18 protein-coding genes are annotated in these 20205 nt (G+C 72.7%); 10 read left to right on the forward strand and 8 right to left on the reverse strand.

Going from position 1 to position 20205, the window contains the following annotated elements; translation table 11 throughout:
* Positions 1–206 precede the first annotated feature (206 nt).
* Positions 207–1217 (forward strand): LuxR C-terminal-related transcriptional regulator, encoded by a 1011-nt coding sequence (locus ACFV18_RS05555; protein ID WP_380479582.1) that lies wholly within the window; start codon positions 207–209, stop codon positions 1215–1217.
* A 6-nt stretch (positions 1218–1223) separates the two neighbouring features.
* On the opposite strand, the gene murJ is transcribed toward ACFV18_RS05555, so the two are convergent.
* Entirely contained in the window at positions 1224–3398 is a 2175-nt protein-coding gene (gene murJ / locus ACFV18_RS05560) for a murein biosynthesis integral membrane protein MurJ (RefSeq protein WP_380479584.1), read from the reverse strand.
* A 316-nt stretch (positions 3399–3714) separates the two neighbouring features.
* Positions 3715–4527, reverse strand: coding sequence for a phosphatase PAP2 family protein (locus ACFV18_RS05565; RefSeq protein WP_380479586.1), 813 nt, complete (start codon positions 4525–4527; stop codon positions 3715–3717).
* A gap of 323 nt (positions 4528–4850) precedes the next feature.
* Between ACFV18_RS05565 and ACFV18_RS05570 the strand changes: the two genes are divergently transcribed.
* Together ACFV18_RS05570 and ACFV18_RS05575 are read left to right on the forward strand one after the other, a co-directional pair.
* Positions 4851–5822 carry a sigma-70 family RNA polymerase sigma factor gene (locus ACFV18_RS05570; RefSeq protein ID WP_380479588.1) on the forward strand — a complete coding sequence of 324 codons (972 nt, stop codon included), beginning with the start codon at positions 4851–4853 and terminating at the stop codon, positions 5820–5822.
* A 60-nt stretch (positions 5823–5882) separates the two neighbouring features.
* On the forward strand, positions 5883–6062 hold the full coding sequence (locus ACFV18_RS05575) for a hypothetical protein (protein WP_380479589.1): 180 nt from the start codon (positions 5883–5885) through the stop codon (positions 6060–6062).
* Positions 6063–6073: 11 nt separating this feature from the next.
* Here ACFV18_RS05575 and mscL read toward each other — a convergent pair whose 3' ends face one another.
* The 5 genes from mscL to ACFV18_RS05600 form a co-directional block, all read right to left on the reverse strand.
* Entirely contained in the window at positions 6074–6487 is a 414-nt protein-coding gene (gene mscL / locus ACFV18_RS05580; protein WP_380479591.1) for a large conductance mechanosensitive channel protein MscL, read from the reverse strand.
* 30 nt (positions 6488–6517) lie between these two features.
* Positions 6518–6784, reverse strand: a complete 267-nt coding sequence (locus ACFV18_RS05585; RefSeq protein ID WP_380479593.1) for a hypothetical protein — start codon at positions 6782–6784, stop codon at positions 6518–6520.
* Positions 6785–7064: 280 nt separating this feature from the next.
* On the reverse strand, positions 7065–7355 hold the full coding sequence (locus tag ACFV18_RS05590) for an FmdB family zinc ribbon protein (protein ID WP_380479595.1): 291 nt from the start codon (positions 7353–7355) through the stop codon (positions 7065–7067).
* 94 nt (positions 7356–7449) lie between these two features.
* A complete protein-coding gene (locus tag ACFV18_RS05595) occupies positions 7450–8742 on the reverse strand; it encodes an MFS transporter (RefSeq protein WP_380479597.1) in 1293 nt (430 codons plus the stop codon).
* Positions 8743–8947: 205 nt separating this feature from the next.
* Positions 8948–10468 carry a potassium/proton antiporter gene (locus ACFV18_RS05600; RefSeq protein WP_380479599.1) on the reverse strand — a complete coding sequence of 507 codons (1521 nt, stop codon included), beginning with the start codon at positions 10466–10468 and terminating at the stop codon, positions 8948–8950.
* A gap of 217 nt (positions 10469–10685) precedes the next feature.
* Between ACFV18_RS05600 and ACFV18_RS05605 the strand changes: the two genes are divergently transcribed.
* Entirely contained in the window at positions 10686–13430 is a 2745-nt protein-coding gene (locus ACFV18_RS05605; protein WP_380479601.1) for a penicillin acylase family protein, read from the forward strand.
* Positions 13431–14629: 1199 nt separating this feature from the next.
* Here ACFV18_RS05605 and ACFV18_RS05610 read toward each other — a convergent pair.
* A complete protein-coding gene (locus ACFV18_RS05610; protein ID WP_380479602.1) occupies positions 14630–15226 on the reverse strand; it encodes a 5-formyltetrahydrofolate cyclo-ligase in 597 nt (198 codons plus the stop codon).
* Positions 15227–15286: 60 nt separating this feature from the next.
* Between ACFV18_RS05610 and ACFV18_RS05615 the strand changes: the two genes are divergently transcribed.
* From ACFV18_RS05615 to ACFV18_RS05640, 6 genes are all read left to right on the forward strand, one after another.
* Complete coding sequence (locus tag ACFV18_RS05615) at positions 15287–16126, forward strand: GGDEF domain-containing protein (RefSeq protein WP_380479604.1); 840 nt, start codon at positions 15287–15289, stop codon at positions 16124–16126.
* A 57-nt stretch (positions 16127–16183) separates the two neighbouring features.
* Positions 16184–17104, forward strand: coding sequence for a UTP--glucose-1-phosphate uridylyltransferase GalU (galU, locus tag ACFV18_RS05620; RefSeq protein ID WP_380479606.1), 921 nt, complete (start codon positions 16184–16186; stop codon positions 17102–17104).
* Positions 17105–17130: 26 nt separating this feature from the next.
* A complete protein-coding gene (gene glp, locus ACFV18_RS05625; RefSeq protein ID WP_380479607.1) occupies positions 17131–18444 on the forward strand; it encodes a gephyrin-like molybdotransferase Glp in 1314 nt (437 codons plus the stop codon).
* 116 nt (positions 18445–18560) lie between these two features.
* The gene (gene moaC / locus ACFV18_RS05630) at positions 18561–18998 is read left to right on the forward strand and encodes a cyclic pyranopterin monophosphate synthase MoaC (protein ID WP_380479872.1); all 438 of its coding nucleotides are present in this window, start codon (positions 18561–18563) and stop codon (positions 18996–18998) included.
* Positions 18995–19483, forward strand: coding sequence for a molybdenum cofactor biosynthesis protein B (locus ACFV18_RS05635; protein WP_380479609.1), 489 nt, complete (start codon positions 18995–18997; stop codon positions 19481–19483). Before moaC ends, ACFV18_RS05635 begins: the two co-directional genes overlap by 4 nt.
* Positions 19480–20106 (forward strand): GNAT family N-acetyltransferase, encoded by a 627-nt coding sequence (locus ACFV18_RS05640; RefSeq protein WP_380479874.1) that lies wholly within the window; start codon positions 19480–19482, stop codon positions 20104–20106. Before ACFV18_RS05635 ends, ACFV18_RS05640 begins: the two co-directional genes overlap by 4 nt.
* The last annotated feature ends 99 nt before the right edge of the window (positions 20107–20205 follow it).

Here is a 20205-nt window from a genome sequence, read left to right on the forward strand (position 1 = left end):
ATGACAGTTGCCCGGCACCCTTCACGGTTCACCCACCCGTCCGCCAGAATCTCCGCAAGTCAGTTCCAGACCTGGCTCGGGTGGCAATCGCCTGACGCCAGATCAGGACGCTACCCGGGGGCAGCGCCGCGAACCGGCGCTTTGGAGGCCGAAATGAACAGAGCGACGCGCACCGGCACCGGACAGGACAGCCGGAAGACCGAGCGTTGACCGCCGGCGGCCCGATCGGGCTCGACGCCTTCGGCGAGGCCGTCTACCGGGCGATGCTGCTGCACCCCGACCTCGACACCGGCGGCCTCGCCGCCCACCTGGACAGCACCGAGACGGAGGTCTGCGCCGCCCTCGACCGCCTCGCCGACCTCGCCCTCACCCGCCCCACCAGCTGCGGAACCCGCTGGCGCGCCGTCAACCCGGAACGCGGACTGGCCGCCCTGCTCGCCCACCAGGAGGCCGAGGCCGCCCGCCGCCACCGCGAGATGGAACGCAGCCGGGTCGCGATGGCCGGCCTGATCGCCGAGTACGCCAGCCTGCACGCGCCCGGCGAACAACGCGGCATCGAAATGCTCGCCAGCCTCGACCAGGTCCGCGACCGGCTGATCCAGCTCGCCTCCGACGCCACCGCCGAAGTGCTCGCCTTCGCCCCCGGCGGCCCGCAGCCCGCCCAGGTCATGGAGGCCAGCCGAACCCTTGACCAGGAGACCCTGGAACGCGGCGTACGGATGCGAACCGTTTACCAGGACAGCGTCCGCAACGACCCCGCCACCGTCCAGTACGCCCGCTGGCTGCACGGCCTCGGCGGCGCCGTCCGCACCGCACCCACCCTGCCGCTGCGCATGATCGTGGTCGACAACGCCACCGCCATCGTCCCGATCGACCCCGAGGACCCCCGCAAGGGCGCCGTACTGCTCCAGAGCCCCGGCGTGGTCGCCGCCCTGCGCGCCCTGTTCGACCAGGTCTGGGACCACGCCCACCCGCTCGGCGAATCCGCCCAGCGCGACCCGCACGGCCTCACCGGCCAGGAACGCGAACTGCTGCGCCTGCTCGCCGAAGGCCTCACCGACGAACGCGCCGGTCAGCGCCTGGGCGTCTCGCTGCGCACCGTGCGCCGGATGATGGCCGACCTGATGGTCCGGATGGACGCCCGCAGCCGCTTCCAGGCCGGCATCCACGTCGCCGCCCTCGGCTGGCTGGAGGCCGCCGAGGACATCCCGACCTGACCCGGCCTATCGCCGGTGCTTGCCCCCGCCGGCCGGTGCCGGCGTCGGGTACGGGATCCGCAGCTTGCGGGCGAACGGCGCCACCGACGCCCCCACGCCCAGCGGACGGGCCAGCACGAACAGCGACAGCAGCACCGCCAGCGAGCCCGCCGCCAGCCCCACCAGGCTGCCGAACAGGCTCTCGCCGAACTGCCCCGCCAGCCAGTGCGCGGCGAACGCGCCCGGCAGGCACGCCACGATCAGGCCCAGGTGCAGGGTCACCAGCCGGAAGCCCTCCAGCCCACTGCCGCGCCGCCCGCGCCGCACACCCAGGTCCACGGTGGCGTTCGCACCCGGCGCGAAGGCGTCGGTGCGCAGCACCATCGTCGAGTCCGGCTCCGCGTTCGCAGGGGCGGGCGCGGCAGCCGGGGGAGCGCCCTTCGCCAGCCGGCGGCCCAGCGCGATGCCGGTCACGGCGACCGACAGGATCGCGGCCGCCGTGTGCGCCACCGCCATGCCGATCACCTTGTTCTGGAGCGGCAGCGTCTCGTACGCCACCCAGCACAGCGCGGCATTCGTGCCGGTGGACGCCAGGGTCAGCCAGAACGGCGTCCGGGCGTCGCCCATCGCGTAGAAGCCGCGGGCCAGGCCGTACTGGGCGCAGAACGCGGGCAGGCCGATCGCGAAGGCCATCAGCAGCTGGCCCACCACCATGGCGTCGTCGTGCACGGTCTTCCCGGAGCCGTAGCCGTACGCGGCCATTGCGATCTGGGAGCCCAGCGCGAAGAACAGCACGGCAGCGGTCACCACCATCGCCGCCGAGGAGCGCAGCACCGCCGACAGGTCCTCGCCGATCTTCCGGTAGTCGCCCGCGGTCGCGGACCGCGACATGCTCGGCAGCAGCGCCGTCACCAGCGACACCGTGATCACGCCCTGCGGGACCACGAACAGCGCGTAGGCGTTGTTGTAGGCGGAGAAGCCACGGCCGCCCAGGATGCCCGCGTCGTGCGCCGCCTTGCCCGCACCGGTGCTCAAGCTGGTGATCACCGCGAAGGACAGCTGGGTGGCCGCCACCAGGGCCAGCGCCCAGCCCGCCGCGCGCAGCGGCCGGGTGAGGCCCGCGCCTCGCCAGTCGAAACGCGGCCGGAAAGTGAAACCGGCCGAGCGCAGCGAGGGCAGCAGCGCGGCGGCCTGCACCACGATGCCCAGCGTCGAGCCGACACCCAGCAGCAACGCGTCACTGCTGCTCACGTCCTCGGCCGCGTACGCGTGGTGCCCCATCGCGAGGTAGCCGCCGAACACACCGATCGCCACCACGTTGTTCAGCACCGGGGTCCACATCATGGCGCCGAACCGGTCACGGGCGTTCAGCACCTGCCCGAGCAGGGTGAACACGCCGTAGAAGAAGATCTGCGGCAGGCAGTAGCGGGCGAAGGTGATCGCCAGCTCGCGTTGTACCCCGTCGAAATCGGAGTAGAGATCGACGATCTGCGGGGCGAACAGCCAGGCACCCAGCGTCAGCACCACCAGGATCGTCCCGCACAGGGTCAGCAGCCGGTCGGTGTAGGCCTGGCCGCCGTCCTTGTGGGTCTGCATCGCGTGCACAAGCTCCGGCACGAACACCGAGGCCAGCACACCGCCGATCAGCATCATGTAGACGATGTTCGGCAGCGAGTTCGCCACGTTGAACGCCTCACCGGCCGGGCCGGTGGTCAGCGCCGCCACGATCACCGCGCTGCGCACGAAGCCCAGCGCCCGGGACGCCAGCGAGCCGAGCGCCATGATCAGGCCGTTGCGGCCGGTGGACGCGGCGGGCTTCTCGGCCTCGGACTTCGGGTCCTGCTCCTCGCTCGCCCGCGGCGCCGGCACCGGCACCGCCACCGGCGTCGGGGCCTGCGGCGGGGGCGGCGGGTAACCGGCCTGGCCGTACTGGTCGAACTGCTCGGGGATCCGGCCGAGCTGCACGGTCGGCGGGTCCTGCGGAACGTACGGGCCACCCTGCGGAACGTACGGGCCGCCCTGCGGGGGGTACTGGCCACCCTGCGGCGGGTACTGGCCGTTCTGTTGGGGGTGCTGGCCACCCTGCGGGGGGTGCTGGCCACCCTGCGGGGGGTACGGGCCGCCGTGCTGCGGATACGGGCCGCGCTGCTGGGCGTACGGGTCGTACGGGTCGGTCGGGCCGTCAGCGGTGTGCATGGTCATCGGACCCCCCGTCGATCGGTGCCCGTCCGGCGTTGCGTGGGAAAAATTCAGGAGAAGTGCGGGAGAACGGTCTGGTCCGTCCGCCGACTGCCGGTTGCAGGGTGCACCCAGCCGCAGAAGTCTGCCGTAACTCGGCACCCGATGGGGAGTCGGGTGCCGCCCGGGGGCCTGCCGAGCCCGTCGCGGTGCGCGTCCGGAGCTTGTGGCCGGTCGGCCGTCGGGCGCCGTTTCCGCCCGGAAACATGCGGAATGCCGCCCACGCCCGTTCCCTCCCCCGGAGGGCCCGGATGCGGAGTGTGACGTTGCTCACGGACCGTCAGGAGTGGCCCGGGTCGCCGTCCGCCTCGACCGGCAGCGGCGGGGCCAGCACCCGCTGCACCCGGGGCCGCAGCCGCCAGCGCAGTCGGCGGACGTCCCGGCCGAGCCGGCCCGGCAGCCAGAGTTCCACCGCCAGCGTCACCCCGGCCAGCACCGTGGCCGCCGCCGCCCAGCCGGCCAGCACGTCACTGGGGTAGTGCACGCCCAGTGCGAGCCTGGTCCAGCCGACGCCCAGCACGGTGAACGCGGCGCCGGCGCCCGCTACCGCCCGCACCGCGCGGTCCGCGCGCGGCCACAGCAGGACCAGTAGCGCCCCGCAGGCCACCGCCGAGGCGATCGCGTGCCCGGAGGGGAAGCCCGCGCCGGAGCCCACCGCGACCGGGTCGGCGAAGTGCGGCCGGGCCCGGCCGATCAGCGCCCGGCCCGCCCCGCTGACCGTCCAGCCCAGCAGGCCCACCGCGAGCACCCAGCCGGCCAGCACCCGGGCGCGCACGCACCACAGCCACAGCGCGGCCGCGCCGAGCAGGGCGCGCATCGTCCACGGGGCGCCGATGTCGGCCAGCGTCTGCATGGCCGCCGTCCACACCGGGTGCCGCAGCGCGTACCGGTGCAGCGCCGCCACCCAGCCGCGGTCCAGCCGGTCCAGTGGCGACCAGCCGGCTTTCACCAGGACCAGCAGCACCGTGAAGAGCAGCAGACCCGTCAGCCCGATCCAGGCACAACGGAGCAGTGTCCGGCGTTGAACCGGTGAGCGGCGGCGTCCGGCCGGGGGTCGGTCGGCCGCCGGGGAGCCATCGGTGGACTGGTGCATGACAGTCACCTTCCCAGCGGCGGGAGGCGAACCGGCGGTCCCGCGATAGCGATTCGGCATCGGTTGTGCGGATGTGTCGCGAAGGCCCCGCGCCGGTTCGGTGGTGGCGAGTGGACGCGGGGTGTGCAAACCGCGTCACGCTGCGTGTATCGGTCGCATGAAAATCGGCAGGATACTGCATGGCTCACGAAAAGCTGAGCCACTTGGGAATGTTGTCCGATTTCTGTGCGTTGGATCGTTACGTGTGAGCCTGGAACTGGCCCACACGGTTGTGCCAGGCGGCGGAACGGAGCGCCCCCGGCATCGTCAGTGAGGGAGCAAGCATGGCCACCCGTGCCGTCGTACGCGACAGGGCCGATCGGACTCGCACCGCCCGCCCGACCAACCTGGAAGCCGACCGCGACCTGGTCGGTATGTACCTCGACGAAATCGCCAGGACGCCCCTGCTCGACGCCGCCGAGGAGGTCGAGCTGTCCCTGCGCATCGAGGCCGGGGTCTTCGCCCAGCACCTGCTGGACGAGGAGGAGCAGCTCGACGGCGCCAGCACGGAGGAGCTCCGCGCGATAGCCGACGACGCCGAGCGCGCCAAGGACGTCTTCATCCGCTCCAACCTGCGCCTGGTGGTCGCCGTCGCCCGCCGCTACCCGCGCAGCGGCCTCCCCCTGCTCGACCTGATCCAGGAGGGCAACGCCGGCCTGGTCCGCGCGGTGGAGAAGTTCGACTACTCCAAGGGCTTCAAGTTCTCCACCTACGCGACATGGTGGATCCGCCAGGCGATCACCCGCTCGATCGCCGACCAGTCCCGCACCATCCGGCTTCCCGTCCACCTGGTCGAGGAGCTCGGCCGGATCCGCCGGGTGCAGCGCGAGAAGTCCAAGGAGCTGGGCCGCGAGGCCGAGCCCGCCGAGATCGCCGCCGAGCTGGACACCACCGAGCAGCGGATCAAGGACGTACTGGACTGGGCCCGTGACCCGGTCAGCCTGAACATGGCGGTCGACGACGAGGGCGAGACCCAGTTCGGAGACCTGGTGGAGGACACCGGAGCCGTCTCCCCGGAGGACGCCGTGCTGGTGATGCTCCGCCGCGAGGAGCTGGACGACCTGATCGGCCGCCTCGACGACCGCACCGCCTCCATCATCCGCAGCCGCTACGGCATGGAGGACGGCCGTGAGCGGACGCTGACCGAGGTCGGCAAGCAGCACGGCCTGACGCGCGAGCGGATCCGGCAGATCGAGAAGCACGCGCTGGCCGAACTGAAGAAGATCGCCGACCACGCGGGCTTCGAAGCCGCCTGAGTCCGAGCCCCGGCCGCCGGGCGCCCCCGCGGGGGCGCCCGGCGGTTCTACAGTGGACGGATGACCGAGCAGGACAAGACTGAGCAGGACAAGAACAGGCCCGCGCCGCGACTGGTCTTCAAGGACCCGTTCGAGCAGCAGACCAGCGACGACACCGACCGCGGCTGGGGCGACTCGTCGGGCGGCCGTGGGCTGGACTGGTACCTCGACCAGCGGCCCCCGCACCACGGCGAGAAGTAGCGGCGCAGCCCTCAGCGGCTGACCAGCGCGTCGCGGATCTCGGTGAGCAGCTGGACCTCCTTCACCTCGGCCTCCAGCGCCTCCTCCTCCGGCGTCCTGCGCTTCTCCAGGAAGTGGTTCATCGGCAGGATGATCAGGAAGTACACGACGGCGGCGATGATGATGAAGCTGATCACGGCACTGATCACCGAGCCCCAGAGGATGAAGATGCCGGAGGTCACGTTGCCGTTCGCGTCCATCGAGCACGGCCCCCGGAGACAGGACGCGTAGCTGTTCAGGTCCTTGGTGCCGATCAGTCCGATCAGCGGGTTGATGACGCCCTTGACGAACGTGTTGACGACGTTGGTGATGGCCGCACCGATGACGACGGCGACGGCCAGGTCCACGACGTTGCCGCGGAGCAGGAATTCCTTGAAGCCTTTCATGCCGCGTCGAACGGCGGCAGTACGCAAAGGTCACGGGTGAATCCACACCCCTTCGGTTGACGCCCGGGGGCATCCGGTGGCCCCCTGCCCGGGCGGCGGGGCGGGCCGCAGCGGCCCCGAGGTGAATGCGGCGGCCAGCGCCAGACAGATCACCGCGAGCAGGCCGGGACGCCGGCGCACGACCTGCCGCAAGCGGTGGCGACCCCGCTCGGTGCCCCGGATCGGCGGAAAGTCGGGCACTTCGCGGCGCGGCGGCACCGGCGCGGCGGGCATCGGGGGAAGCACGAAAGCGGTCATGGCGGCAGGCCCTTCCTCAGGAACGACGGCCCCGGCCGGGGCCGCGGCAGCCATCCTGCGCCCGCCCTTCCGCCCCCGCCCGCCGATTTCCCCACCCTGTGGAAAACCCCGCCCTGTGGATAACCGCCATCACCCGCAGGGCTGAACCACTGTGCCGTTCGGAGCACACCCCGTGACCACCGCGCCCCACCGCCCGGAGGAACCCGCGTAACCGCCCGGACACGCCAAACAGGCCCCGCCCGGTCGAACCGGGCGGGGCCTGCTGCGCTGCGTCAGATGATCAGCTCGCGGCCGGGGCGGAGCTGGTGCTGGTCGACGACGACGCGGTGGACGAAGAGGTCGAGGAGCCCGCCGAGGACGAGGCCGACGAGGAGCTCAGCGAGCTGCTGGAGCTGGAGCGGCTGTCGGTGCGGTAGAAGCCGGAGCCCTTGAAGACCACGCCCACGGCCGAGAAGACCTTACGGAGCTTCCCCTGGCAGTCGGGGCACGTGGTCAGCGCGTCGTCGCTGAACTTCTGCACCGCCTCGAGGCCGTTGCCGCACTCGGTGCACTGGTACTGGTACGTGGGCACTTTCCGCTTCCTCCTGCACTCCCCCTGGCACTCTCACGCTACGAGTGCTAACAACGGTCCATGATGCGGCATTCCGCTGGTGGAGTCCAGCGGCTCAGCCGTGGTGGCCCGCTCCGGCCGGCTCCTGGCGGACGGCGGCGCCGTGGACCACCGTACGGCTGCGGGGGGCCGGGGCGAGCAGCAGGCCGCGCATCGTGACGAGCGCCACCAGGCCGAGGCCGGAGCCGATCAGCGCGACGGTGAAGCCCAGCGAGGGCCCGGAGTGGTCGATCAGCTGCCCGGCGGCGGTGGAGCCGATCGCCAGGCCGAGGCCGATGGCGCCGGTGAGCCAGGTGAATGCCTCGGTCTTGGCGCCGTCCGCGACCAGGGTCTCCACCAGGGTGTAGCCGGTGATCAGGCTGGGGGCGATGGCCAGGCCGCAGAACAGGCCGGCGATGGCCAGCGAGAGCAGGTTCGGCATCGCCCAGAGGGTGGAGCAGCCGAGCACCAGCAGCGCATAGCAGGCGAGCATCCGTTGCCGGGCCGAGCTGCGCCAGGGGATCACGCCGTAGAGCACGCCGGCGATCATCGAGCCGGCCGCGAACAGGCCGTAGACGGGGCCGCTGAGGCCGGGGGTGCCGGCGTCCTCGGCGAAGGCGGTGATGGAGACCTGGAGCGCGCCGAAGACGGTGCCGAGGCCGAGGAACCCGCCGGCCAGCAGGCGCACACCGGGGGAGGCCAGCGCGGAGGCGCGGCGCAGGCCGGGGGCGGTGGGGCCGCTGGGGGTGGGGGCGGTGCCGCGGCGGGCGGCGAAGGCCAGGCCGCCGAGCACGGTGAGGGCGGCCTCGGCGATCAGCCCGGCGGACGGGTTGACCGCGGTGGCGACGCCGGTGGCCAGCACCGGGCCGACCACGAAGGTGAACTCGTCGGTGACGGACTCGAAGGCGAAGGCGGTGTTCAGCAGCGCGGGCTGCTGGTTCAGCCGGTTCACCCAGCGGGCCCGGACCATGGCGCCGACCTGCGGCACGGAGGCACCGGCCGGGGCGGCGGCGAGGAACAGCGTCCAGTCGGGGGCGCCGCTGTGGGCGAGCGCGATCAGCGCGCCCACCGCGGCGGCGTGCACCAGGACGGCGGGGACCAGCACGGCGGCCTGGCCGTGCCGGTCGGCGAGCCGGCCGGTCTGCGGGCCGATCAGGGCCTGCGAGACGGCGGCGGTCGCGGCGACCGCGCCGGCCAGGCCGTAGGAGCCGGTGGTGTCGCGCACCAGCAGCACGATGCCGAGGCCGAGCATGGCGTACGGCAGTCGGGCGACCAGGGCGGGGAGCAGGAAGGTCCAGGCACGGGGGGTGCGCAGCAGGGCCCCGTAGCCGTTGGGGGTGGTGTCGTCGACCGGTCGGCGGGCCGCCACGGTCGTCCTCTCTGCTGCCTGGTAGCGCGGGGCCGGGCACATACGGAGGGACCGGACCGGCGCCGAGAGTCGTCCTCTCGCGCGTCGACCGGGGTTGTTACCGGGCCCGGGCGGTGCGCCTCGGGGCCCGGCCGCCGAGCGGTCGCGCCGACTCTGCATCAGGCAGATGCGGGGGAATCGGGGTTTCAGCCTTCAGCTTAGCGGTTCAGCCCGCTTTCCTTCTGGGAACGGAAGGTGAAGCTTCCGCATTGTGCAGCCAGCCGGCCAGCTTTCCGCCCTGGTCGACGGCGCGCAGTCGGCGTTCGGCGGCCTCCGAGACCTCGTCGGTGGTGACCACCAGCAGTTCGTCGCCCTCGCGCAGCACCGTCATCCGGTCGGGCACGAAGCTGGAGCCCTCGCGGACCACCAGGGTGACGGCGGCGCCCTTGGGCAGGCGCAGCTCGGAGACCTCGACGCCGGACATCAGGGAGCCGGGGGCCAGCGGCACGGACAGCAGGTGGCCGTGCAGCTTCTCCAGCGGGGCGGACTCGATGTCCAGGTCCTGGCCGATGTCGCCCTCGCCGATCTTCAGCCAGCGGGCGACCACCGGCAGCGTCGGGCCCTGGAGCAGGGTGAAGACCACGACCAGGATGAACACCACGTTGAACAGCTGCTCGGCGTCGGACACGCCGGACACCAGCGGGATGGTGGCGAGCACGATGGGCACGGCGCCGCGCAGTCCGGCCCAGGAGAGCAGGGCCTGCTCCTGCCAGGGGATCCGGAACGGCGTCATGCTGACCAGCACCGACAGCGGCCGGGCGATGAACACCAGCACGGCGCCGGCCACCAGGCCCGGAATGATCGCCGAGCCCATGGTCGCGGGGGTGACCAGCAGGCCGAGCAGCACGAACATGCCGATCTGGCCGATCCAGGCGAGCCCGTCGGCGAAGCCGCGCACCGCGGGGCCGTGCGGCAGCTTGGAGTTCCCGAGGATCACCGAGGCGAGGTACGCGGCCAGGAAGCCGGAGGCGTGCAGCAGTGCGCCGCCCGCGTAGGCGAACACGATCAGCCCGAGCACCGCGATCGGGTACAGGCCGGAGGAGGGCAGCGCGATCCGGCGCATCGCGTACGCGCCGAGCTTGCCGACCGCGAGGCCGACGGCCGCGCCGATCACCAGTTCCAGCGCGATGGTGCCGACCAGCTCGTACCAGGGGGCGAGTTCGCCGGTGGTGGCGAAGGCGACCACCAGGATCACCACGGGCGCGTCGTTGAAGCCGGACTCGGCCTCCAGCAGGCCGGTGAGCCGCTTGGGCAGCGGGACGGTCCGCAGCACCGAGAAGACGGCGGCGGCGTCGGTGGAGGAGACGATCGCGCCGAGCAGCAGCGCGGTGCGCCACTCCAGGCCGACCAGCCAGTGTGCGCCGGCGGCGGTGACGAACACCGAGACGGCGACGCCCACGGTGGCGAGCACAGCGGCGGCGGGTACGACCGGTTTGATCGCCTTCCAGCTGGTTTTGAGTCCGCCCTCGGCGAGGATGACCACCAGGGCCGCGTAGCCCAGGACCTGGGTGAGTTCGGCGTTGTTGAAGCTTATGCCGATGCCGTTCTGACCCAGGGCGACGCCGATGCCGAGGTACAGCAGCAGTGACGGCAGTCCCGTCCGGGTGGAGAGCCTGACGGCGCCGACGGCGACGAGCAGGATGACGGCGGACTCGAGAAGCAGCTCGTTCAGGTGGTCAACGGTCACGCAGGGGCACCTCGGGGCAGGAAGGGCGGCTGACGGATCGTTACTCAGTCTAACATTTTACTTGATCTTTACGCTACTCCCTGCTTTCCGCCCGGCCCGGTAGGGTCCGAACCACGCCGTCGCAGCCCTGCCGGTGTCCCCCGTGCACGGCTGCCGGTGCCCTCGCCCTAATGTGGTGACCTGTCACGGCCGCACGCTCCCTCATACAAGGACTCGGATGCCCCGCTCGAAGAAGTTCCGGCGCGCACGTCTGATCGTGATCCTGCTGGCCGTGCTGCTGGTGGCGGGTCTGGCCGGCGGCGGCTGGTGGGCAGTGGACACCGTCCGCTCCTCGTTCCCGCAGGTCAGCGGCACCGTCGCGGTACCCGGCATGTCCGCCCCGGTGGACGTGGTGCGCGACGACAAGGGCATCCCGCAGCTGTACGCCGACACCGACGCCGACCTGTTCCGCGCCCAGGGCTACGTCCAGGCGCAGGACCGGTTCTGGGAGATGGACGTCCGACGGCACGTCACCGCCGGCCGGCTCTCCGAGATGTTCGGCTCCGGCACGGTGGAGAAGGACAGCTTCCTGCGCACCATGGGCTGGCGTCAGGTGGCCCAGAAGGAGTGGGACACCACGCTCTCCGAGGAGACCAAGCGCAACCTGACGGCCTACACCGAGGGCGTCAACGCCTGGCTCGCCGAGCACCCCGGCGGGGCCGGCGCCTCGGTCGAGTACGCGCTGCTCGGCGCCGTCAACTCCGGCTACACGCCCGAGAAGTGGGACCCGGTCGACTCGGTGGCCTGGCTGAAGGCGATGGCCTGGAGCCTGTCCGGCAACATGCAGGAGGAGATCGACCGCTCGCTGCTGACGCAGAACTTCACCACCGAGCAGATCGCCCAGCTCTACCCGGACTACCCGTACGACCGCAACGGCACCATCGTGAAGACCGGCAAGGTCGGCGCGGACGGCACCTACGCCCCCGGCGAGGGCACCACCCTGCCCGCCCAGCCCGGCAGTGCCGCCCCCGTGAACACCGCTCAGGCCCGGGCCGCCACCCAGCAGCTGCTCGGCGACCTGTCCGGCAAGATGGGCGAGATGCCGCAGCTGCTCGGCCCCAACGGGCAGGGCATCGGCTCCAACTCCTGGGTCGTCTCCGGCGCCAACACCACCACCGGCAAGCCGATGCTGGCCAACGACCCGCACCTCGGCCCCGGCATGCCGTCGATCTGGTACCAGATGGGCCTGCACTGCCGCAGCGCCTCCGCCGCCTGCACCTACGACACGGCCGGCTACACCTTCGCGGGCATGCCCGGTGTCGTCATCGGCCACAACAAGGACATCGCCTGGGGCTTCACCAACCTCGGCGCCGACGTCACCGACCTGTACCTGGAGAAGGTCACCGGCCCCGACACCTACCTGCTCGACGGCAAGGAGGTGAAGTTCACCGTCCGCAAGGAGACCATCAAGGTCGCCGGCGGCGCGGACCGCACCATCACCGTCCGCACCACGCAGGACGGCATGCCGATGATCTCCGACCAGTCCTCCGAGGAGCAGAAGGTCGGCACCGCCGCCCCCGCCGGCAACGCCGCCCCCGACCGGGCGGCCGGCTACGGCGTCGCGCTGCGCTGGACCGCGCTCGTCCCCGGCAAGACCATGGACGCCGTCTTCAAGCTCGACAAGGCCGCCGACTTCACCACCTTCCGCGCCGCCGCGCAGGACTTCGCCGTCCCCGCGCAGAACCTCATCTACGCCGACACCAAGGGCAACATCGGCTACCAGGCCCCCGGCCTGATCCCCGTCCGCGGCAAGGGCGACGGCCGCTACCCCGCCCCGGGCTGGGACTCCACCTACGCCTGGAACGCGAACTACCTGCCGTTCAAGTCGCTGCCCTACGCGTACAACCCGCCCGAGGGCTACATCGTGACGGCCAACCAGGCCGTCGTGGACGACACCTACAAGCCGCTGCTCACCAAGGACTGGGAGTACGGCACCCGCGCCAAGGAGATCAACGACCAGATCCAGGCCAAGCTGAAGAACGGCGGCAAGATCTCCCTCAACGACATGCAGTCCATGCAGATGGACAACACCGCCGTGCTCGCCAAGGAACTCGTCCCGCTGCTGCTCAAGGTCAAGATCAACGACCCGTACGTGCGCGAGGCCCAGGACCTGCTGAAGGACTGGAACTTCCACCAGGACGCCGACTCCGCCGCCGCCGCGTACTACAACGGCGTCTGGCGGGCCATGCTCACGCTCTCCTTCGGCCAGAAGTTCCCGGCCGACCTGCGCGTCGAGGGCGACTGCCTGCTGGTCCGCCAGAAGCGTGACAACACGCTCCCCGACGACGCGCTCGGCGGCGCCGCACAGGCCGTCACCGAGTGCGGCACCCGCAAGCCCTCGCTGGCCCAGCCCGACGGCGGCGACCGCTGGATGGAGGTCGTCCGCCAGCAGCTCGCCAACCCCAAGTCGCCCTGGTGGGACTACATCGACTCCAACCACCAGCAGCAGCACGGCCTGGACAACCTGCTCGCCGAGGCCCTCAAGGACGCCCGCCAGGACCTCACCTCGCGGCTCGGCAAGGACATCTCCACCTGGAGCTGGGGCCGACTCCACCAGCTGACCCTGCAGGAGCCCACGCTCGGCACGGACGACTCCTCGATCGCCTCCACCGCCGTCCACAAGATGCTCAACCGGGGCCCCTACAAGATGTCCGGCGGCAGCGCCGCGGTCGACGCCACCGGCTGGAACTCCGCCGCCGGCTACGACGTCACCTGGATCCCCTCGATGCGCATGGTCGTCGACCTCAGCGACTTCGACGCCTCCCGCTGGATCAACGTCGGCGGCGCCTCCGGCCACGCCTTCCACCCCAACTACAACGACCAGACCGCGCTCTGGTCCAAGGGCGAACTCCTTCCCTGGTCCTACACCAAGGACGCCGTCACCAAATCCGGCAAGAACACCCTCACCCTCACCGCCGGCTGACAGCCCCCTGCCCCCATCGAGGCGGACCCCCCACGCCAAGGGGGGTCCGCCTCCGGCACATTCCGCCTGCGGCGGGCCGGACGTCCGACGGAGCCTGCCTCCGGCGTCTTCCGGAGGTCCGTCGGGGAGGGGAGCTCCAGTGAGTGCCTCGCGGGCGGCCCCGCGTCGGCCGGGGTTCCCCGCCCGCGGCGGCCAGTCCTGCCGCGCCCCGGGCGGACTCCGACGCGCGCCGCCTCCGGCGGTTTCCGTGGGCCCCGCCGGAGAACAGCCGGGCCTTGCGGGCGGCGACTCCCGCCTGCGGGGGGCCTCGGCCGGCGCTTCGTGAGCGGCGATCAGTGTTGGTCCGGCTTCCCTGTTCGTGGGGCGGCTGCCCGTGGGCAGGGCGGTGTCGGCCCGGGGCCCCGCCAAGCGCCACGCCTGCGGCGGGCCGGTCATGCCAACGACCCGGCCGGACTCCCACGCGTGCTGCCTCCGGCGGTTTCCGTGGGGGCCGCCGGAGAACAGGCGGGCCTTGCGGGCGGCGACTCTCCCGCCTGCGGGAGTGCCGACCCGGGCTTCGTCCTCGGCCCGCGCCTAATGAACGGCGATCAGTGCTGGTCCAGCCCCCTGTCTGTGGGCGGCCGTCCGTGGGCAGGGCTGTGTCGGCACGCCTGCGGCGGGCTGGTCCTGCCGCGCCCCGGGCGGACTCCCACGGGTGCCGCGTCCGGCGGTTTCCGTGGGGGCCGCCGGAGAACAGGCGGGCCTTGCGGGCGGCGACTCTCCCGCCTGCGGGGGTGCCGGCCCGGGCTTCGCGGGCGGGAGCCCGTCCTCGGCCGGTGCCTTGTGAATGGCGATCGGCCCTGGTTCGGCTCCCCTTCCTGTGGGGGAGTGGCGGCTGCCCGTGGCCAGGGCAGTGTCGGCCCCGGGGCGGCGGCGGGCCGGTCCTGCCGCGCCCCGGGCGGACTTCGACGCGTGATGCCTCCGGGGGTTTCCGTGGGCCCCGCCGGAAACCAGGCGGGCGCCACGATTCCCGCCTGCGGGGGCCGCCCTTGGTCGGTGCCGAGTGGGCGGTGATCAGCCCCGGCCCGGCGGCCTGCTCCGGGGCGGGCGGTGGCCGTGTCGGGTGTGGCGCACCTGGCGGGCCGCCTGGCGCCGGACCGTACACGCACCGGAGCCGCCGGGACCAGGCCGTGCGTACCCGGCTCTCCTTTCTCTGCTCCTCAGTCCGCGAAGCGGGTCACGCCGGTCGGGGTGACCACGGCGTGGACGGGGTGGTCATGGGGTTCGGCGGGGAGGGCGGGGAGGAGTTCGTGGGGGTAGAGGAGGGTGGCCAGGAGGGGGTGGGCGCCGGTGCGGGCGAGGCGGGCCAGGACGCGGTCGTAGGAGCCGCCGCCGCGGCCGAGGCGGATGCCGTGGGTGTCGACGGCCAGGCCGGGGAGCAGGACGACGTCGGCTTCGCGGACGGCGTCGGGGCCGAGGCGGGCGGCGAGTGGTTCGAGCAGGCCGCGGGTGGCGGGTGCGAGCCGGGCCTCGCTCTCGTACGGGGCCCAGTCGAGGTCGTTGTCCGGCATCAGGACCGGCAGCAGCACCCGTGCCCCGGCGGCGGCCAGGGCGGCGAGCAGCGGGCGGGTGCCTGGTTCGGCGCCCACCGAGACGTACGCGGCGACGGTGCCGCCCGGCGGTACCAGCTCCGTCGCGTGCGCCGCCAGGCTCTCGGCGGCCGCGGCCCGCTGCTCCGCGGTGAGGGCCCGCCGTTCGGCGAGCAACCGTGACCTGAGCGCCGCCTTGTCGTTGGACAACTGATCCGCAGACACCATCCGTATCCCTTCAGCTCTGTCATTCGCAGTGACACGAGCCTGACACGTCGAGGCTGCCGCATGTCCACCCCGCTCCTGCTCCAGGCCCTGGCCGTGCTCGGCGCGGCCGCCCCGGTCGCCGCCGGCGCCGCCGCGCTGCGCCGCCGCGGGGCCGGGGCGGCACACGGCGGCCGGGAGGCGGAACTTCAGGCGAAGATCGCGGAACTGACCGCGGAACGGGACGAGCTGCGCCGCACCGCGTCCTGCGACCCGCTGACCGGGGTGTGGAACTACCGGCACCTCCAGCTCACCCTGGACCAGGAGATCGAACGGGCCCGCCGGGCCGAGGCCACCGCCGTCGATCCGCGTCCGCTGTCGGTGCTGATGGTGGAGCTCGTCGGCTTCGACGCGCTGGTCGCCGAGCACGGCCGCTCACGCGCCAACGGCATGCTGCGGGACCTCGCCCAGCGGCTGGCCGTGGAGATCCGCAGCTGCGACACGCTGGGCCGATACGGCGGCGAGGAGTTCCTGGTGCTACTGCCCGACACCGCCCCGGAGGGCGCCGCCCAGGTCGCCGAGCGGCTCTGCTGGTCGGTGCGCCGACACCGCCTGACGGACCGCCACCCCGGCGAGCCGGCCGATCCGGAGGCCCGCAGCGGACTGACCGCCGCGATCGGTCTGGCCGTACTGCCCCGGGACGGCGCGCACGCCGCCGTCCTGCTGCGGGCCGCCGACCGTGCGCTCGCCGAGGCCAGGGCGGCCGGCGGCGACTGCTGGCGGCCCGCTCCGTCCGGCCCGTCCGCGTCGAGCGGTCCGGACGTTTCACCGGTGCCCGGTAAGGTGTCTCCCGGCCCCGGCGGGGACTCCCTCACCCCGCACGCGACCACCGTCGGCCCCCATACGACCGGTGACCGGCCCTGACAAACGATTCGCCTGCCTCTCAGCAGGCCGGAATTCCTGCCTTAGTAAGGTCGACGCATGACGAACAAGCACGCCCGCACGCCGGTCACCAAGGCAGTCGTCCCCGCTGCCGGCCTCGGCACCAGGTTCCTCCCCGCCACCAAGGCCACGCCGAAGGAGATGCTCCCGGTCGTCGACAAGCCGGCCATCCAGTACGTCGTGGAGGAGGCCGCCTCGGCCGGACTGTCCGACATACTGATGGTCACCGGTCGCAACAAGCGTGCTCTGGAAGACCACTTCGACCGTGCCTACGAGCTGGAGGAGCTGCTCACCCGCAAGGGCGACCACGACCGGCTGCGCCGCGTCCAGGAGTCCGTGCAACTGGCCAACATGCACTACGTCCGCCAGGGCGACCCGAAGGGCCTCGGCCACGCCGTCTCGGTCGCCGAACAGCACGTCGCCGGCCAGCCGTTCGCCGTCCTGCTCGGTGACGACCTGATCGACCCCCGGGACCCGCTGCTGGCCCGCATGATCGAGGTGCAGCAGGAACTCGGCGGCTCCGTGGTCGCGCTGATGGAGGTCGACCCCGCGCAGATCCACCTGTACGGCTGCGCTGCCGTCAAGCCCAACGGCTTCGGCGAGGACGTCTTCCAGGTGACCGACCTGGTCGAGAAGCCCGACACCGCCGACGCCCCGTCCAACTACGCGGTCATCGGCCGCTACGTGCTCGACCCGGCCGTCTTCGACGTGCTGCGCGAGACCCCGCCCGGCCGCGGCGGCGAGATCCAGCTGACCGACGCGCTGCGCGAACTCGCCACCCGCGACGAGAACACCGGCGGCCCGGTCTACGGCGTGCTGTTCAAGGGCCGCCGCTACGACACCGGCGACCGCGCCGACTACCTGCGCGCGATCGTCCGGCTGGCCGCCGAGCGCGACGACCTCGGCCCCGAATTCCGGACCTGGCTGCGGCAGTTCGTCGCCGCCGAGATGCAGGGCTGACCCACCACGAAGGCGAGTGTGAGGCGATGACCGGGAAGCACGACCCCTGCGGAGAGGGCGCCGGCTCCCCGGCCTCACCGCGCCTGTGGAGCGTCGACGAACACCTCGCCGACGTGCTCTTCGCGGCCACCCCGCTGCCGCCCATCGAACTGAAGCTGCTCGACGCCCAGGGCTGCCGGCTCGCCGAGGACGTGCGGGCCGGCGCCGACCTGCCGCCTTTCGACAACAGCTCGATGGACGGCTACGCGCTGCGCACCGCCGACACCGTACGGGCCACCGAGCAGTACCCGTCGGTGCTCGCCGTGGTCGGCGACATCGCCGCCGGGGCCGGAGACCTGCCCAAGGTCGGCCCCGGCCAGGCCGCCCGGATCATGACCGGCGCCCCCGTCCCGCCCGGCGCCGAGGCCGTCGCCCCGGTCGAGTGGACCGACGGCGGCACTGGCACCGGCCGGGCCGCCGAGGCGATGGGCGGCGGCGACGAGGGCGCGGAGGTGCGGGTGCTGCGCCCGGTCTCCGAGGGCGCGTTCATCCGCCGCCGCGGCAGCGACGTCACCGCCGGGGACACCGTGCTGGAGGCCGGCACCGTGCTCGGCCCCACCCAGCTCGGCCTGCTGGCCGCGATCGGCCGGGCCACCGTCCGGGTCCGCCCCCGGCCGCGGGTGGTGGTGCTCTCCACCGGCAGCGAACTCGTCCAGCCCGGCGAGCAGGCCGGCCCCGGCCGGATCCACGACTCCAACTCCTTCACCCTGACCGCCGCCGCGATCGCCGCCGGCGCCGTCGCCTACCGGGTCGGCGGCGTTCCCGACGAGGCGTCAACTCTCCGCGCGGTACTGGAGGACCAGCTCGGCCGGGCCGACCTGATCGTCACCAGCGGCGGCGTCTCGGTCGGCGCGTACGACGTGGTCAAGGAGGTGTTCGCCGACTACGCCGGCGTGGACTTCCGGCGCCTTCGGATGCAGCCCGGCAAGCCCCAGGGCTACGGCCGGATCGGCGGCGAGCGGGGCGTGCCGCTGCTCGCGCTGCCCGGCAACCCGGTGAGCGCGTACATCTCGTTCGAGTTGTTCGTCCGCCCCGTCATCCGCACCATGCTCGGCGCCCCCGACGTGCACCGCCCCGTGGTGCGCGCCGCCACCACCGCAGCGCTGCGCTCCCCGGCCGGGCGGCGGCAGTTCCTGCGCGGACGGTACCGCCCGGCGGACGGCACCGTCAGCCCGGTCGGTGGCGAAGGATCGCACCTGGTCGGGGCGCTGGCCCAGGCCGACTGTCTGATCACGGTGCCCGAGGACACCACCGCACTGCCGGCCGGCAGCCCCGTCGATGTGGTCCTTCTCACGGACTGACCCGGACGGGGCGGTACGGTAGCGCGAGATTCGCACCGTGTTACTGGAGCCCATTCGTGACCGACACACCCCCCGGCGACCGCCTCACGCACGTCGACCACACCGGCGCCGCCCGGATGGTCGACGTCTCCGAGAAGGCCACCACCACCCGGGTCGCGGTGGCGGCCGGCCGCGTCCGGGTCGCCCCCCGGGTGGTCGAGCTGCTGCGCGGCGAGGGCGTCCCCAAGGGCGACGCGCTCGCCGTCGCCCGGATCGCCGGCATCATGGGCGCCAAGCGGACGCCCGACCTGATCCCGCTCTGCCACCCGATCGCGCTCACCGGCACCACCGTCGAGCTGACGGTCACCGACACCGCCGTGGAGATCACTGCCACCGTCCGCACCGCCGACCGCACCGGCGTCGAGATGGAGGCGCTCACCGCCGTCGCCACCGCCGCGCTCACCGTCATCGACATGGTCAAGGCCGTCGACAAGGCCGCCGCCATCGAGGACGTCCGGGTGCTCAGCAAGAGCGGCGGCAAGAGCGGCGACTGGGTACGAGAGGACGCCCGATGAAGGCGCTCGCCGTCACCGTCTCCAACCGGGCCGCGGCCGGCGTGTACCAGGACAAGGGCGGCCCGCTGCTGGTCGCCGGACTGCGCGGGATGGGCTTCGCGGTCGACGGCCCGACCGTCGTCCCCGACGGCGACCCCGTCGAGGCCGTGCTGCGCGAGGCCGTCGCCGCCGGGTACGACGTGGTGCTCACCACCGGCGGCACCGGCATCTCCCCGCAGGACCTCACGCCCGAGATGACCGCCCGGGTGATCGACCGCCCGATCCCCGGCATCCCCGAGGCGATCCGCGCGTACGGCCGCGAGCAGGTGCCCACCTCGGCGCTCTCCCGCGGTCTGGCCGGCCTCGCCGGACGCACCCTGATCGTCAACCTGCCCGGCTCCACCGGCGGCGTCCGTGACGGCCTCGCGGTGCTCGCCCCGCTGCTGCCGCACGCCGTCGACCAGCTGGCCGGCGGCGACCACCCGCGACCGGGCGGTGCGCTCTGAACGCGGGCTGGCCGGTCGAACTGGCCGAGGGCGACATCGTGCTGCGGCCCATCCGCCGCCGCGACCAGGCCGAGTGGCAGGAGGTCAGCCGGCGCAACCGGGAGTGGCTGCGCCGCTGGGAGGCCACCGTCCCGCCCGCCCCGCCCGGCCGCGTCCCGCTGCCCCGGCCCACCTTCCGGCAGATGGTCCGCTACCTGCGCGCGGAGGCCGCCGCCGGCCGGATGCTGCCCTTCGTGGTGCTCTACCGGGGCCGCCTGGTCGGCCAGTTGACCGTCGGCGGGATCACCTGGGGCTCGATGTGCTCCGCCAACGTCGGCTACTGGGTGGACGAGGCGGTGGCCGGCCGCGGCATCACACCCACCGCCGTCGCGCTCGCCGTCGACCACTGCTTCCGTGACCTGGGACTGCACCGCATCGAGGTGTGCATCCGCCCCGAGAACCGGCCCAGCCGCCGGGTGGTGGAGAAACTCGGCTTCCGTGCCGAGGGAATGCGCCCCCGCTATCTGCACATCGACGGCGACTGGCGCGACCACCTGGTCTACGCGCTCACCGCCGACGAGGCCGCCGACGGGCTGCTGCGGCGCTGGCACTCTCTCAGGAGCGGGCCGACGCAGGAGAATTGAATACTTGTTCGAAATAGATATCGATATGGCATCGGCGGGCCGCCGGGGCCGGGGCGAGCCGTCACAAATACCGGCAAAATAGTCTGAGAATCAGCTTGA

Source organism: Kitasatospora sp. NPDC059673 (assembly GCF_042734215.1).
Taxonomy (GTDB): Bacteria; Actinomycetota; Actinomycetes; order Streptomycetales; family Streptomycetaceae; genus Kitasatospora.